The sequence below is a fragment of the Streptomyces sp. HSG2 genome, from assembly GCF_016598575.1.
Taxonomy (GTDB): Bacteria; Actinomycetota; Actinomycetes; order Streptomycetales; family Streptomycetaceae; genus Streptomyces.
This window is the reverse complement of the sequence record NZ_CP066801.1, coordinates 1578930-1592623: the sequence shown is the minus strand read 5'-3', so window position 1 is coordinate 1592623 and position 13694 is coordinate 1578930. Positions and strand designations below refer to the sequence as shown.

General features: G+C 72.3%; 14 protein-coding genes and 1 pseudogene. 9 read left to right on the top strand and 6 right to left on the bottom strand.

Annotated elements, in window-relative coordinates:
* Positions 1 to 122 precede the first annotated feature (122 nt).
* The 3 genes from JEK78_RS06460 (at position 123) to JEK78_RS06450 (ending at position 1296) form a co-directional block, all read left to right on the top strand.
* Entirely contained in the window at positions 123 to 443 is a 321-nt protein-coding gene (locus tag JEK78_RS06460) for a hypothetical protein (RefSeq protein WP_200263144.1), read from the top strand.
* 167 nt (positions 444 to 610) lie between these two features.
* Positions 611 to 976 (top strand): WhiB family transcriptional regulator, encoded by a 366-nt coding sequence (locus JEK78_RS06455; protein WP_200263143.1) that lies wholly within the window; start codon positions 611 to 613, stop codon positions 974 to 976.
* Positions 973 to 1296, top strand: a complete 324-nt coding sequence (locus JEK78_RS06450; RefSeq protein ID WP_200263142.1) for a hypothetical protein — start codon at positions 973 to 975, stop codon at positions 1294 to 1296. Before JEK78_RS06455 ends, JEK78_RS06450 begins: the two co-directional genes overlap by 4 nt.
* Positions 1297 to 1579: 283 nt before the next feature.
* On the opposite strand, the gene JEK78_RS06445 is transcribed toward JEK78_RS06450, so the two are convergent.
* Complete coding sequence (locus JEK78_RS06445) at positions 1580 to 2938, bottom strand: AarF/ABC1/UbiB kinase family protein (RefSeq protein ID WP_200263141.1); 1359 nt, start codon at positions 2936 to 2938, stop codon at positions 1580 to 1582.
* Positions 2931 to 4151 carry a TOMM precursor leader peptide-binding protein gene (locus tag JEK78_RS06440; RefSeq protein ID WP_200263140.1) on the bottom strand — a complete coding sequence of 407 codons (1221 nt, stop codon included), beginning with the start codon at positions 4149 to 4151 and terminating at the stop codon, positions 2931 to 2933. The genes JEK78_RS06445 and JEK78_RS06440 overlap by 8 nt, the downstream gene beginning before the upstream one ends.
* 354 nt (positions 4152 to 4505) lie before the next feature.
* Between JEK78_RS06440 and JEK78_RS06435 the strand changes: the two genes are divergently transcribed.
* The gene (locus tag JEK78_RS06435) at positions 4506 to 5099 is read left to right on the top strand and encodes a M48 family metallopeptidase (RefSeq protein WP_200263139.1); all 594 of its coding nucleotides are present in this window, start codon (positions 4506 to 4508) and stop codon (positions 5097 to 5099) included.
* Positions 5100 to 5282: 183 nt separating this feature from the next.
* On the opposite strand, the gene JEK78_RS06430 is transcribed toward JEK78_RS06435, so the two are convergent.
* Together JEK78_RS06430 and JEK78_RS06425 are read right to left on the bottom strand one after the other, a co-directional pair.
* Entirely contained in the window at positions 5283 to 5798 is a 516-nt protein-coding gene (locus tag JEK78_RS06430) for an NUDIX hydrolase (protein ID WP_200263138.1), read from the bottom strand.
* Positions 5795 to 7240 (bottom strand): zinc-dependent metalloprotease, encoded by a 1446-nt coding sequence (locus JEK78_RS06425; protein ID WP_200263137.1) that lies wholly within the window; start codon positions 7238 to 7240, stop codon positions 5795 to 5797. Before JEK78_RS06425 ends, JEK78_RS06430 begins: the two co-directional genes overlap by 4 nt.
* A gap of 191 nt (positions 7241 to 7431) precedes the next feature.
* On the opposite strand from JEK78_RS06425, the gene JEK78_RS06420 reads away from it, so the two are divergent.
* From JEK78_RS06420 to JEK78_RS06410, 3 genes are all read left to right on the top strand, one after another.
* Positions 7432 to 8544 carry an SDR family oxidoreductase gene (locus JEK78_RS06420; protein ID WP_200263136.1) on the top strand — a complete coding sequence of 371 codons (1113 nt, stop codon included), beginning with the start codon at positions 7432 to 7434 and terminating at the stop codon, positions 8542 to 8544.
* Positions 8545 to 8839: 295 nt separating this feature from the next.
* Positions 8840 to 9385 carry a recombinase family protein gene (locus tag JEK78_RS06415; RefSeq protein WP_242483369.1) on the top strand — a complete coding sequence of 182 codons (546 nt, stop codon included), beginning with the start codon at positions 8840 to 8842 and terminating at the stop codon, positions 9383 to 9385.
* A complete protein-coding gene (locus JEK78_RS06410; RefSeq protein ID WP_200263135.1) occupies positions 9369 to 9806 on the top strand; it encodes a hypothetical protein in 438 nt (145 codons plus the stop codon). Before JEK78_RS06415 ends, JEK78_RS06410 begins: the two co-directional genes overlap by 17 nt.
* Positions 9807 to 9871: 65 nt before the next feature.
* Here the strand turns inward: JEK78_RS06410 and JEK78_RS06405 are convergent, their stop codons facing one another.
* Positions 9872 to 11239 (bottom strand): helix-turn-helix transcriptional regulator, encoded by a 1368-nt coding sequence (locus tag JEK78_RS06405; RefSeq protein WP_200263134.1) that lies wholly within the window; start codon positions 11237 to 11239, stop codon positions 9872 to 9874.
* A gap of 196 nt (positions 11240 to 11435) precedes the next feature.
* Here JEK78_RS06405 and JEK78_RS06400 point away from each other — a divergent pair, with 196 nt between their 5' ends.
* Both JEK78_RS06400 and JEK78_RS06395 read left to right on the top strand, forming a co-directional pair.
* Positions 11436 to 11678: a hypothetical protein gene (locus JEK78_RS06400; RefSeq protein ID WP_200263133.1), complete on the top strand. Its 243-nt coding sequence runs from the start codon at positions 11436 to 11438 to the stop codon at positions 11676 to 11678.
* A gap of 32 nt (positions 11679 to 11710) precedes the next feature.
* Entirely contained in the window at positions 11711 to 12814 is a 1104-nt protein-coding gene (locus JEK78_RS06395) for an NAD(P)-dependent oxidoreductase (RefSeq protein ID WP_200263132.1), read from the top strand.
* Here JEK78_RS06395 and JEK78_RS06390 read toward each other — a convergent pair.
* A pseudogene (locus tag JEK78_RS06390) lies at positions 12815 to 13691 on the bottom strand (glycosyltransferase).
* Between the last annotated feature and the right edge of the window lie 3 nt (positions 13692 to 13694).

Sequence of the window (13694 nt, the reverse complement as noted above, 5' to 3'; positions counted from 1 at the left end):
ATCCCCATAGGTTCTTTCACACGGGAGCGACGGCCTCTTCGAAGGCCCTTCCCCGTGTTGTCCTTGTCTGCCCGAGGATCGGTTCACCCGATCTCCTAGACGCCGAGAGGAGGCGAGCCCCAGTGATCGACATCAAGACCCCCCGCACCGCGAGCGTGATCGACCGCTCGGCCGTCTCCCTGTGCATGCTCGGCGCCTTCGGCTCGGGTACCGGTCTGTCCGGCCTCCGCTCCGTCCGTCCGGCGACCCTCGTCGCCCCCGTGGGCCTTGTGGCCCACGAGCGGAACGCGCGACCGACCAAGGCACCGGAAGCGGCGGCAGTGAAGGCACGGGCACTTGCCTACGCCTTCGAAGCGACCGGTGCCGAATTCCCGAAGCAGACGACGCAGCACTTCATCGAGTGGGCCTTCCGTGGGCCAGAACCCTGGATCGATCCAGCCTGATCACCGATCAGACCGGCGCCTTCAGGGCCGCGGAACCCCATCCGGGATCCGCGGCCCTTCTGTTTTCGGCGTTCGGGGCCCCGGACCGAAGGAGCCCCGAACGAGCAGAACCCGGTACCAGCCGCCACCGGCCCACCGGCCGGAACGACAAGACATGGAGGCCGTACGTGCACCTCGCACCGAGAGCCACGTCCGCACCGCCTTCCGGCACGACACCCCCACCTGTCCCCACGGAGGACTCCTTGACCCCCCTGACCGCGCTCACCGTTCTCGACGACGCCATCGAGGGCCTCGACGCGCCCGTCCCCTGTCGCGCCTACGACCCGGAGGTCTTCTTCGCCGAGTCTCCGACGGACATCGAGTACGCCAAGTCCCTCTGCCGCTCCTGCCCGTTGATCGAGGCCTGCCTCGCCGGCGCCAAGGAGCGTCGCGAGCCCTGGGGCGTCTGGGGTGGCGAGCTGTTCGTCCAAGGGGTCGTCGTCGCCCGCAAGCGGCCCCGCGGTCGCCCTCGCAAGAACCCGGTCGTGGCATGAACGCCCCGGGAACCATCGACCGTCCTCTCACGCACGACCCCACGAAGCAGGCCCCGATGAAGCCGTCCACGCACGAGCCCGCCGGCTCCGCCATCGAAGACCTCACTCTCCACGGCGCGTACGAGTCGCGTCAGAACAGGACCCGAGAGATGCAACTCATCCCAGAAGCCCTGGCTCGCGCGCATATGAGCGATCTGCTGCGCGAGGCCGACCGGCACAGGAGGGCCGCCCGTGTGGTGTCCGCCCGCCGGTTGCAGCGCCGCGCCGAGCGTGCCTCGCGCCGGGCCCGGCGAGCCTTGGCCATCGCCGTCATGCAGTGACGTCCTCCCGGGCCCGAGGCCCGGGACCATCACCGGCCTCGTGGGGCGGGCGCCGCTCACCCGCCCCACGAGGCGCTCTCGGCGGGTGGTGTCGCCGACGGACCTCGCCCGCGCTCGTCCCGGGCCGCCCGTGCTCGGGCCGGTACCAGGCGTCCAGTCCAATCCTGCGGGTCGGCTCGGCCGGACACCGCGTCCACGAATCACCGACCCGCCCCCGGGGAGTGCCCCTCGGGGGCGGGACCGCGCGATCGACTCCGAAGTATCACGCGGACGGCGGAATGGTCTACGCCTCGGTGGCTCCGTCCTCGTCACTCGGTGCGGCGAACCCCGGCAGCCACTCCTCCAACTCGCTCCGCAGTTCCACCTCGGCCCCCAGTTGGCAGAGCACGCCCACGGTGCTCAGCGTGACCCGATGGATGAGGAGGTAGGAGGGCGGCAGGTTCAGTCGCCTGCCCAACTCGTAGGCCGGTGAGCGGACGTCCCCGACGCGGGCCGCCTGGCCCCGCATCCACTCCCGGGTGAAGGTGAACCCGTCGACCCTCGCCGGCTCGATGATCGGCAGGAGGTAGTCCAGCACGGCGTCCGGGTCCAGTTCCACCGACTCTCCGACGAAGCCCTCGGCGCGGAGCATGTCGTAGACGGACTCCGCCTCACCGTCCAAAGCCATCCGGAGCGAGACCCCGATCGGCTCCGGCAGGCCGCCCGGGAGCCGGTCGACCGTGCCGAAGTCCAAGACGCCCAGACGCCAATGGTCTTCGTCCGAGCCGCCGGGAAGCAGCCGGAAGTTGCCCGGGTGCGGGTCCGCGTGCAGCAGGCCGGTCCGCGCGGGGCCCGCGAAGAGGAAACGCGCCAGCAACTGTCCCGCCCGGTTCCTCTGTTCCCGAGTGCCGTCGGTGATGATCGAGGACAGTGGGATCCCGTCGATCCACTCCGTGACCAGGACCTGCTCACGTTGGTGGACCACGTCGGGGACCACGAGGTCCGGGTCGTCCTCGAACTCCGCGGCGATGGCGCGCTGGGCCTCCGCCTCCAACTCGTAGTCCAGCTCTTCGGAGATCCGGTCCCGCAACTCCTCTACCAGGGGCTTGACGTCCAGGCCGGGGACGAGGGGTCCCAGGAGTCTGGCGAGTCGCCCGATCTGGTTGAGGTCGGACGTCAGAGCCTCCCCGGCGCCGGGGTACTGCACCTTGACGGCGACCTCCCGACCGTCGTGCCAGACACCTCGGTGCACCTGCCCGATCGAGGCCGCTGCGGCGGGACGGTCGTCGAACTCCAGGAACAGTTCCTCCCAGTCCGAACCGAGTTGTCGCGACAGCAGCGAGCGCACAGTGCGGACCGGCATCGGAGGGGCGGCCTCCTGAAGCCTGGTCAGCGTGGCCCGGTAGGGACCGGCGATCTCCTCCGGCAGAGCCGACTCGAAGACGGACATGGCCTGCCCGAACTTCATCGCCCCGCCCTTGAGCTCCCCGAGCACCTTGAAGAGCTGCTCGGCGGTGCGCTGCTGCACCTGGCGCCCGACCAGGTCCGCCGACTCCCCGACGATCCGCCTTCCCAGGCCCCAGGTGGCCCGGCCGGCGAAGCCGATCGGGAGCGCGGCGAGCTTGGCGGTCCGCGTGACCGCCTTCCGGGGAAGATCAGACATGCGCCCTCCAGGTGCCGGTCGGCCGGGCGGCCCCGCCATCGCCAGGAGATGCCGCAGCGGACGGCCGTCGTTCCGCCATTGTCGCGCGTCCGCCCGCCCCGACGGAGTCGGGTTCTCCCGCCGGGCCCCCCACCGCACCGCACGGGCAGGCGGGGTGCGCCGGCACCGGGTGCGCGCGCCACTCCAGGCCGGGCAGGGACACCTCCCAGCGGGTGCCGACGCCGGAGGGGGTGCGACCGTCGAGGAAACCGAGAGCGTGCGCCGCCGCCGACCCCGCGACTGCCGTGGCCAGAGCCAGATCGCACGGTCCCACGCGCTGACCGGCCCCCGAGATCCACTGGGCCACCAGGCGAGGCCACGCCGGATCCTGGTCCGTCCGGTGCTGATGGAGGCAGCCCGCGCACCCCGTCTCCCCGGGGAGCACCAGCGGCCCGACCACGCCGGTGCCCTCGGCCACACCCGTGTAGAGGTGGGGGATGCCGGCCGTCATGAGGGTTTCGGCGTCGGCGGGTACGGGGGCGTGCACGGCGACGTCGTCACGGGGAGCGAGGACCACCAGAGAGACGGCCGGCGCGCCGTCGCCCTCGGTGGCGCGCGTCCTGCTCCTGCGTGGTGGTCGGTCCGGGGCGGCCGAGCGCACCGCTCGCCGGGCCGCGTCCTCCCGGCGGTCGCCGACGGCCTCGGGGGGCAGACCGCCCGGCGCGACGTCCCAGGGCTCGACGCGGCCACTGTCCCGCACCTCGACCTCGCCCACCCCGGCCCCCGAGAGCAGGGAGGCGAGGATCGCGCCTACCCGGCCCGCCCCCCACACGCGTACCCGGAGCGCCCGGCGGGCGGCCAGCAGGCGCATCGCCTCGCCGGGTCCGCTGGTCGTCAGGGTCAGCGAGGCCAGATCGGGCCGGAGCCGGTCCAGCGCGCGCGGGCGGGCGCGCAGCCCCTCTGCCTCGGACCCGCCCGCGTGCGGGTCGTCCAGGAGACCCACGCGTGTCAGCCGATCGACGAGGCGGTCGACGTGGCCTTCCGGGAGGTCCATGCGGCGCCCCGCCTCCCGGAGCAGGGGGGCGCCCCTGGTCCCGTTGAGCAGATCGAGGAAACCGTGGGTCGCGCCGTCCACGGGGCTGACCGTCAGCGCGTGCGCCGGCGTCATGCCGAATTGCACGGTGTGCCGATCGCGCCAGCCGCGCCGCAGCGCGGGCTTCATCATCGGATGCATAGCGGACCCCCGTGTCCCGCCGGCCCGTGGGCCGACCCACGGTGCCGGAAACGCTGGCGGTTGTGTGCCGCCGGCGGTCGGACCGTCGGGGCGACGGCTGCCAGCATGCCCGACCACGTGATCCGGCGTCGGTGGTCGTCCACAGGGGGAGGTCGACGTTCCTACTGGTCGCACGGTAGTACTGGACCGGAGTCGGCGGCGGGCCCGGGGCCCTTACCGGACCGGGTCCGCGGCCGGCCCCGCCGTCCGGCCGCGAAGGTGGGATGGTCCGAGGAATCCGACGCCTGGTGGCGGCGGAGCACCCGAGTGCCCGGGAGCCGGGACTTCCCCGCGCGCAGCGGGTACCGTCGGGGCGTGTCAGCCGACCCACTGCACCGAGCCGGAACGCCCTCCCGCCAGCCCGCCGGCCCGCCGCCAGGCGGCCCGTCGGAAGAGGCCATCGAGATCCGCAGGAGTCCCCGTCGCCGCAGGACGGTCTCCGCGTACCGCGAAGGCGATCGCACGGTCGTGTTGATCCCCGCCCGGATGTCGGAGGCGGAGGAGCGGCGCTGGGTGGGCGTCATGCTCGACAAGCTCGCCGCCCAGGAGAGCAGACGCGTGATCGGCGACGCCGAGCTGGCGGAGCGCGCCGAGCGGCTGTCGGCCCAGTACTTCGGCGGGCGGGCCCGTCCGCGCTCGGTCCGCTGGGTCACGAACCAGAACACCCGCTGGGGCTCGTGTACGCCCAGCGAGGGCAGCATCCGACTCTCGCACCGGCTCCAGGGGATGCCCGAGTACGTCGTCGACTACGTCCTGCTGCACGAGCTGGCCCACCTTCTCGTCCCCGGCCACGGGCCACGGTTCTGGCGACTGCTGGAGGCGTATCCGAGGACCGAGCGGGCTCGCGGGTACCTGGAGGGGGTGGCCGCCGACACCCCGTCGTCCGTGGCGGGTACGCCGGCGCCATGACATCGTCCTCAAGGCCCGGGGCCGATGCCTCGCGTGCCGCCGGACCGGGCCGCCCCGCGCCCCGGTCGCCCGCCGCGGCTGCCGGGGGAGAGGTGCGAGCCCGCAAGCGCGCGGTGGTACCGAGGCCGGTCGAACGACGGCCCCCGGCGGGCGCACCTCCTCGCCCCGGCCGGTGGCCCGCCCTCAGAGGCGCGCGCGAGTCGCCCGCAGAAGCCGCCCGACCGACCCGTCCGCGACCTTCCCGACCTCGTCGTAGGCGAACCAGCGCAGGTCCAGGGACTCGTCGCTGATCACCTCGACGGCCTCGGGAGGGGCGATCGCCGCGTACTGGACGTCCAGGTGCCAGGCGCACGGCGTGAGGTGTCGATCGAGCCGCACGGGCCCGCCCGGCAGCAGACGCAACCCCTCGACCCCGGACTCCTCCGTCCCCTCGCGGAGGGCGGAGTCCGCCAGCGAGGAGTCTTTGGGCTCGCAGTGCCCGCCCGTCTGCAACCACTGGCGCAGCTTTCGGTGCAGGGTGAGCAGCACCCGCCCGCGCGTCGGGTCGACGATCAGGGCACTGGCCGTCACGTGCCCGGCCGCGCAGGTCTTCCACACTCCGTCCGGATGGCCGGCCAGGTGGTCCAGGTACACCTGTCGGAGTTCCTCCTGCCCCCGGTGGCCCTTCAGGACCAGGATCGCGTCCTCGTGCAGGCTCACGCGTCCTCGTCGCCCCTCGTGTCCTCGGGGCCCTCGCTCGTGCCCGGCCCGTTCTTCTTGCCGCCGTCGCCGCCCGCTGCCTCGCCGAGCATCTTGTCCAGTTCGGAGAAGTCCATGTGCTCTCGGTGGACGAAACCGTCCGGGTCGTCCAGGTCGGTGGCGGTCGGCAGCATGTCGGGGTGGGACCACAGGGCGTCGCGCCCGTCGAGGCCGCGCGCGTCCGTCAGGGAAGCCCACAGCCGGGAGGCGTCGCGCAGCCTTCGCGGCCGCAGTTCGAGGCCGATCAACGTGGCGAAGGTCTGCTCCGCCGGACCGCCGGACGCCCGTCGGCGCCGCAGCGTCTCCCGGAGCGCGTCGGCGGACGACAAACGGGGCTTCGCCGCGGCGTGCACCACCGCGTCCACCCACCCCTCGACCAGCGCCAAGGCCGTCTCCAACCGCGCCAGGGCGGCCTTCTGCTGGGGGCTGTCCTCGGGCTGGAACATGCCCTGCTGCAGAGCCTCCTGCAACTGCTCCGGGTTCTGCGGATCGAACTGGCCGACCACGTCCTCCAACCTGGACGTGTCGACCTTGATGCCGCGCGCGTAGCCCTCGACCGCGCCGAACAGGTGCGAGCGCAGCCACGGCACGTGCGCGAACAGCCGCTGGTGGGCGGCCTCCCGCAACGCGAGGTAGAGCCGCACCTCGTCCTGGCGGATCCCCAGGTCCCTGCCGAACGCGTCGACGTTGGCGGGAAGGAGCGCGGCCTGGCCCGCCGGACCGAGGGGCAGGCCGATGTCGGACGAGCCGACCACCTCGCCGGCCAGCACACCCACGGCCTGCCCGATCTGCGTGCCGAACATGGCGCCGCCCATGGACCGCATCATGCCGATCAGCGGGCCGGCCATGGCCTGCATTTCCTCCGGCAGGACCTCGCCCATGGCGGAGCCCACGCGCTCGGCCACCGGGTCGACCAACTCCCGCCAGGCCGGAAGCGTGGCCTCCACCCACTCGGCGCGACTCCAGGCCACCGACGTTGCCGCGCCGGACGGCAGCGCCGTCACGTCGTCGAGCCAGTGGTCGGCGAGCCGGACCGCCTCGTGGACGGCGTCGCGCTCGGCCTGGCCGACGCTGCTGTCCTTGGAGCCGTCCGGAGCGCCCTGGGCGACGGTCTGGCGCGCGATCTGCTTGGCCATGTCCCAGTTCACCGGGCCGCCCTCGTAGGAGAGCATCTGACCCAGCCGCTGGAACGCGGCGCCCAGGTCATTGGGGTTCATGGATCCGAACATGGCGGCGAAGGGGTTGTCCGAGCCCGGACTCCCGGGGCCACCGGCGCCGGGGCCGAAGCCGAACGGGTCGGCGGGTCCCTGACCACCACCGCTCCGCGGGTCCCTCTTCTTGCCCTCGTCGCCGTCGTCCGGCTCCTCCGACGGAAGGCCGAATCCGAATGGGGTGTCACTCACGGGGTTCCTCGGCTGGTAAGGCCACCGGCGGTTCCGGCGGCGCGGCTGCCCGACATCACCACCCAGCGTAGACACCTCCGGCGGTTCGGGCCTCGGTGCTTCCCCGCGTGACGGCCTGCGGCAGGATGGGTGCCACCTGATACGTACGCGTCGCTCGCGCCCGTACTCAAGACAACCGCTGGAGACGCCCGGTGAGTTCCCCAGATCCGCAGGTTCGCGCAGCGCGAAACCCGTCGACCGGTCCCGCGCCGCGCGGCCCCGCCGTCGCCGTCACCGGCGCGGCCGGCGGCGTCGGCGCCGCGCTCGTCGCCCGGCTCGTGGAGTCCGACGAGGTCGGACGGGTCGTCGCCATCGACGAGCGCCGTGGGGAGTGCGCCGAGGCGGAGTGGCACCTCCTCGACGTCAGAGACCCGGCGATCGCGGACCGATTGCGGGGCGCGGACGCCGTCGTCCACCTCGCTCTCGACCTCGACCTGGAGTCGGATCCGGCGGCGAGGACCGCGTACAACGTCCGGGGAACGCAGACCGTGCTCACGGCGGCTGCCGCGGCCGGTGTCCGCCGTGTCGTGCTCTGCACCTCCGCGATGGTCTACGGGGCCCTCCCGGACAACGAGCTGCCGTTGTCCGAGGAGAGCGAACTGCGCGCCACCGCCGAGGCCACCGGGGTCGGAGACCTCCTGGAGATCGAGAGGCTCGCCCGTCGCGCTCCGCGCGCCCACCCGGGACTCAACGTGACCGTGGTCCGACCCGCCGTCCTGGTCGGAGGCACCGACACCGCGCTGACCAGGTACTTCGAGTCGCCGAGGCTGCTCGTCGTCGCCGGGTCGCGTCCCGCCTGGCAGTTCTGCCACATCGAGGACCTGTGCGGCGCGCTGGAGTACGCCGCCCTGGAGAAGGTGGAGGGCGAACTGGTCGTCGGCTGCGACGGCTGGCTGGAACAGGAGGAGGTCGAGGAGATCGCCGGCATCCGACGGATGGAACTGCCCTCCGCGGTGGCCCTCGGCGCGGCGGCGCGGTTGCACCGGATCGGACTGACCCCGTCCCCCGCCGGCGATCTCGCCTACACGATGTACCCCTGGGTGGTGAGCGGAAGCCGCCTTCACGAGGCCGGATGGCGACCCTCCCACACCAACGAGCAGGTGCTGGCCGAACTGCTGGAGGAGGTGGCGGGACGGCGTACCGTCGCGGGCCGGCGGCTGGGCCGGAAGGACGCCACGGCCGCGGGCGCGGCGGGCGCGACCGTGGCGCTGCTGGGCGCCGCCGCCGTCGTCCGACGGGCGCGGAAGGCACGGCGACGACTGTGACCCGGCACGGGTCGCCGCGTGGTGCCCGGAGTGCGGGCTCGGGCGCGCCGAGGAGGCCCTGTTCTCCCGAAGCTGCGGCGAAGTGACAAGTAGCTCTCTGTAGCGGATCTGGGGTGTGCTTGTCAGCGTTTTTGATCTTCTGGGCTCATCGGGGGCCGTGCTCGGCGAGGTTGGTCCGGTCATGACGACCGGAAGGAGTCTGGGGTGCGGCAGGAGTGGGAGCCGGAGGACCTGATCGAGGTCTGGACGCTGCTGGAGGAGGACCAGGAGCGGCTGCGGAACAACCGTGTACGAGATGAAGCGGCTCGGCCGCGACGCCGCCGAACTCACCGCGCTCGCCGACCACCTCACCGCCCACGGCCTGGTCCTGGAAATGCTCGCCGGACCGCTGCCCGGCATCTACGATCCGACCGGGCCGGGGAAGCTGCTGTTTGCCTTCTTCGCGGCGATGGCGGAGACCGAGCGGGAGAACATCCGCGAGTCGACGCTGGAGGGTCTCGACACCGCGGCCCGCAAGGGCAAGCACGGCGGCCGGCCGCCGGTCATCACCGACGACATGCTGCACACCGTGCTGCGGCGCCGCGCGGGAGGCGAGTCCGTCGAGCAGATCCAGCCCGACCTGATCATCCCCAGCGGCAAGCGCAAGGGACAGAACCCGTCCGTCGCGAGCATCTACCGGGCGCTGGCCGAGCACGCCGAGCGCGAGGCGTACCCCGAAGCCGTCGCCCAGGCCCGCGCCGACTTCGCCGCCCTCCAGGTCGGCGAAGTCCCGGACCCCGCCCCGCTGTCCCTGACCCAGCGTCACGCTGATTACAGGGAGTTACTTGTCGCTTCGCCGTAGCTTCGGGAGAACAGGGCCGACGAGGGCGGCGCGGGACGCCGCGCGTCAGGCCCAGGACGAGGCCGCGCGTATCAGCGCGGCAGCCAGGGAGGCCGAGGAGATCCGCCGGGCCGCCACGGTCGCACTCCAGCAGGCCCGGGACGAACTCATGGACGCGCTTACCGACCCGGCTCCGTACGAGCCGCCGCGGTGGACCAGCCCCGCCAAGATGCGCGGATGGGAGCTCTACATGCACAAGGTTGCCACCGATGGCGTAGAGCCCACTGACGCGGAGCTTGCCGGCGAGGAGCGCGACCCCAGCACCGCACGGAAGTGGCTCCCGGAGTTCCGCGCCGAGCTCGCACGACGCACGGCCGCTGCACTGCCCGCACAGGCCACTGCACACGACCGCACGGCCGACCGGGCACCCGCCGGGGTCTGACGGCCGCGACTGCACACAGGCGCACCTCGTGGAGGACGGCGTGTGCTGGTCGTCGCGGAGGCTGGCTACGCGAGGGCGCCGACGCGGTGAGTGAACGCCCGTACGCCAGGGAGGGTGCGGTCATGCCGCATCAGGTTGGCGGCCATGGTCTGGACCGAGCCGCGGCGGACCTCCTGTGGTGCTGCTTGTTCGGCGGCCAGGAGTGCCCGGTAGCAGCGGTCGGGTTTGCCCCATTGGTCGAAGGCGCGGGCGACGTCGATCCAGTAGCGGGCCTGGCGTTCGGTGGTGGGGAGGGCGGCGGGATCGATGCGGCGTGCGTGCTCGATGGCTTGGCCGGCGTCGCCGAGCAGGTGGCTGATCGAGATCTGGTGGAGGAGAACCTGGCTGGGGCCGAAGATGGTGCCGCGTAGCAGTGCGTCGTGGCCGAGTTGCCGGGCGGTGGCTTTGGCATCGGCGATGAGGGTGTGTGCGGTGTGCCGGTCGCCTTGCTTCGCTGCGGTGTAGGCGGCGGTGGCGTACAGGTTGCCCTGGACGGAGAGCCGTTCGGTGATGTCGGTGGTGCGGTCGGCGGTCAGTTGCTGGGCGGCGGTGATGGCGACGTCGGTGGCGCGTGCGTGGTGGCCCTGGCGGCGCCAGGCGGAGGAGACCATGCGGTGGGCTTCGGCGACGGTGAGTGCGTCGGCGCCGCCGAGGGCCGCGGTGAGGGCGCGGTCGGCGGTGACGGCGGCCAGGCCGTCTTCGCCGAACTTGATGCACAGCCGGGTTGCGGTGGTGTAGAGCTCGGCGACCGCGGTCGCTGCCTGCTCCGAGGGCCCGTGGGCGCCGAGGGCTTGGGCGAGGGCGATCCGGGCCGGGAGTGCGCGGGCGAGGGTGTCGTATCGGCAGGCGCTGAAGTCGGCTCGGGAGGCGCTGACCGCTGCGGTGACGGCTGACGGCGTGGGGTCCGGGATGAGATGGACGTGCTGCCGGTGGAGCAGGAGGTCTTCCAGGCCGGACAGGCGTGGCTGTGCCGGGGCTTGGGCGGCGGCGGGCGGTCCGAGGACCGCGCTGGTGGTGGCTCCGGCCAGTCCTGCCAGGAGCTTTCGGCGTCGCACCGCGTCGTCTCCCTCTTCGCCGACCAGGGTGTGCCTGCCCACCCTAGTGGTGCCGGTTCGGTCTGAGGCGGCTCGCTGCTGTTGCGGCGCGAGACCGAGCAGGTGTGGAGGGATGTCGAGGCAGGCGGCGAGCTTCTGGAGCAGCAGTACATCGCGCATGGGCTGTTTGCCGCGTTCCATCCGGGACAGGGAGGCGGCGGTATAGCCGACCTGTTTGCCCAGTTCGGCGAGCGTGACGTCGGCTGCGCGGCGGGCTAACCGGACGATCGCGCCGGCATCGGGGCGGGCGAGCGCGTCACGCATTGCCGCGGAACGCCAGAGCGGATGGGTGTTGTCCACGGCTCACCTCCTGCCGGACTCATTGTCCTGCCAAACCGTCTCGCAGAACGCGAAGTTGCAAGCCGTTTACGCCCCGTGCAAACCGTGTGCGCGCCGAGAGGTCGCCCCTCCCATCGCCGGGCGGCCTGCGGTGTCCTTGTGACCACGACGGCACGCATCAGAGCGGGCCGCAGGCGATCCCCGAGGGGAGAGCGACATGAAGGAGCCCCGGGCTGCCCACGGTGTATGGGCATCGGTCACCCACGCGACGCCACTGAGGCGGGACGCGACGTACGACCACCGCGCCCAGCAGGCCGCCTTGGACATCGAGATCCACCACACCGACGGCCGCACCACCACGTCGGTGCTCGTCCTGACCCCGGACCAGGTGGAGCTGTACGCGATCCAGTTCGAGCAGCTCATCGCCGAGCGCGAGCAGGCCCGCCAGGCGGGCCGGTGACACCGCACTCCTCACCACGACATGGAGACACCGTGCACGACACCCAGTTGAACGAACTCGCCGGCCGAACCGTTCTGGTCACCGGGGGAGCCGGGCTGATCGGAAGCCGTATCGCCGCCTGCCTGCGCCAGGTGGGAGCCCGGCCGGTCCTGCTGTGCACGCTGGAGGCGTACCCCCGGCACACCTACCGCGACCTGTTCGGGATCGACCCCACCGACTCGGACGTCATCGTCGGCAACATCCAGAACCCGGACGTGGTCAGGAAGGCGGTGGCCGATTCCGACTACGTGATCCACGCCGCCGCCCTCGCCGACGTCGCCGCCTGCACCCGCAAGCCCACGGCGGCGATCCACACCAACATCACCGGCACCCAGGTACTGCTCGACGCGGTGGCCGCCTGCGACCGGGTCCGCCGCCTCGTCTTCGTCTCCTCCGCCAGCGTCTACGGCAACGGGAACCCGGAGGACTGGGCACGCCCGTGCGAGGAGTACCGGACCGTGCGCAAGCTGCTGGAAGCCGTCTACGGGCGCGTCCCGCCGCAGTTCCACGAGCACACGCCACTGCGGCCGATGTCGGCCTACGCCAACACCAAGGCGTGGGGCGAGACGCAGACCGCTCTCACGCTGGGCGCCGTGGGCACCTCGTACACGGTCGTGCGGTACTTCTCCGTCTACGGAGAACCTCAGGTCATCAAGGAGAACAGCCATTCGTGGGTGGTGGCCTGGTTCGCCACCCGCGCCGCCCTGGGGCTGCCTATGCACCTCAACGGCGGCGGCCACCAGGTCCAGGACCTGGTCCACGTCGAGGACATCGCCACCGCCACCGTGCGGGCCCTTGCCGCCCCGCGGGCGCACAACGAGACGATCAACATCGGCACCGGAACCCCCACCAGCATCCGCACCGTTGCCGAACTGGTCGCCGAGCAGTACCCGGGCACGCGGTTCGTGGAGACGCCGATGCCGCCCGGTGACCCGCTCGGCGGCTACGCGTCCACCCACCGCATGGAAGCGGTGCTCGGCTGGCGGCCCACGATCACCGTCAAGGACGGAGTGGCCCGCTACGCGGACTGGCTGGACAAGACGCCCGAGGCGATCCCCGCGTGGCTGCGGGCCGAGTCCGAGGCCGCGACCGCCTGATCAGATGACCGGGGGCCGGCCCAGGCGGGTCATCCGCCACGCCGTGGACCAGCGCATCGGCCGGCGGGGGCGGGCACGGTGTGCGCAGGCCCTCGGCGAACCCGTCGACCCATGCCCTCAGCCCCGCCGCCGACCGGGTGCGAGCCACGGTCATCACCGTCCAGAAGCCCAGGTAGACCGGGACGAGGAGGGCGGGAAGGTGCCGCTTGGCCAGCCAGACCCGGTTGCGGGCGACCATGCGGTAGAAGACCGCATGCCGGGTCGGCGACGTCCACGGATGCTGGAGCACCAGCTCCGGCTCGTAGAGCACCTTCCAGCCCGCGTCCAGTGCCCGCCAGGCCAGGTCGGTCTCCTCGTGCGCGTAAAAGAACGGCTCGGGCCACCCGCCGATCTCCTCCAGCATCCGCATCGACAGCCCGTGCCCGCCGCCGAGGAAGGTCGTCACCAGCCCGCCCCGCATCGGATTCGCCGCCCGCAGACGCGGAACGTGGCGGCGCTGGGTACGGCCGTGTTCGTCTGCAATACGGAAACCGACCACGCCAAGCCGCTGGTCCGCCGCGTACAGCTCAGCAAGCCGGGTGAACACGTCCGTGCTGATCAGCAGACCGTCATCGTCCAGGTCCACCACCACATCGACGTCCCCGAACTCCCGCAGCCGGGCCAGTGCGGCATTCCGGCCGCCGGCCACCCCCAGGTTCTCCGGCAGCTCGACACCGGTCACCCACTCGGGGAGGGGCGGCAGCGGCGAGCCGTTGCCGACGACCACCACACGCGTCGCAGTCGTGTCCTGCCCGGCGACCGACTCAAGGAGATCGGCCAGCTCGGCGGGCCGCGTGCCCATGGTCAAGACGGCGACGCCTACGCGCGGGTGACGCACGGA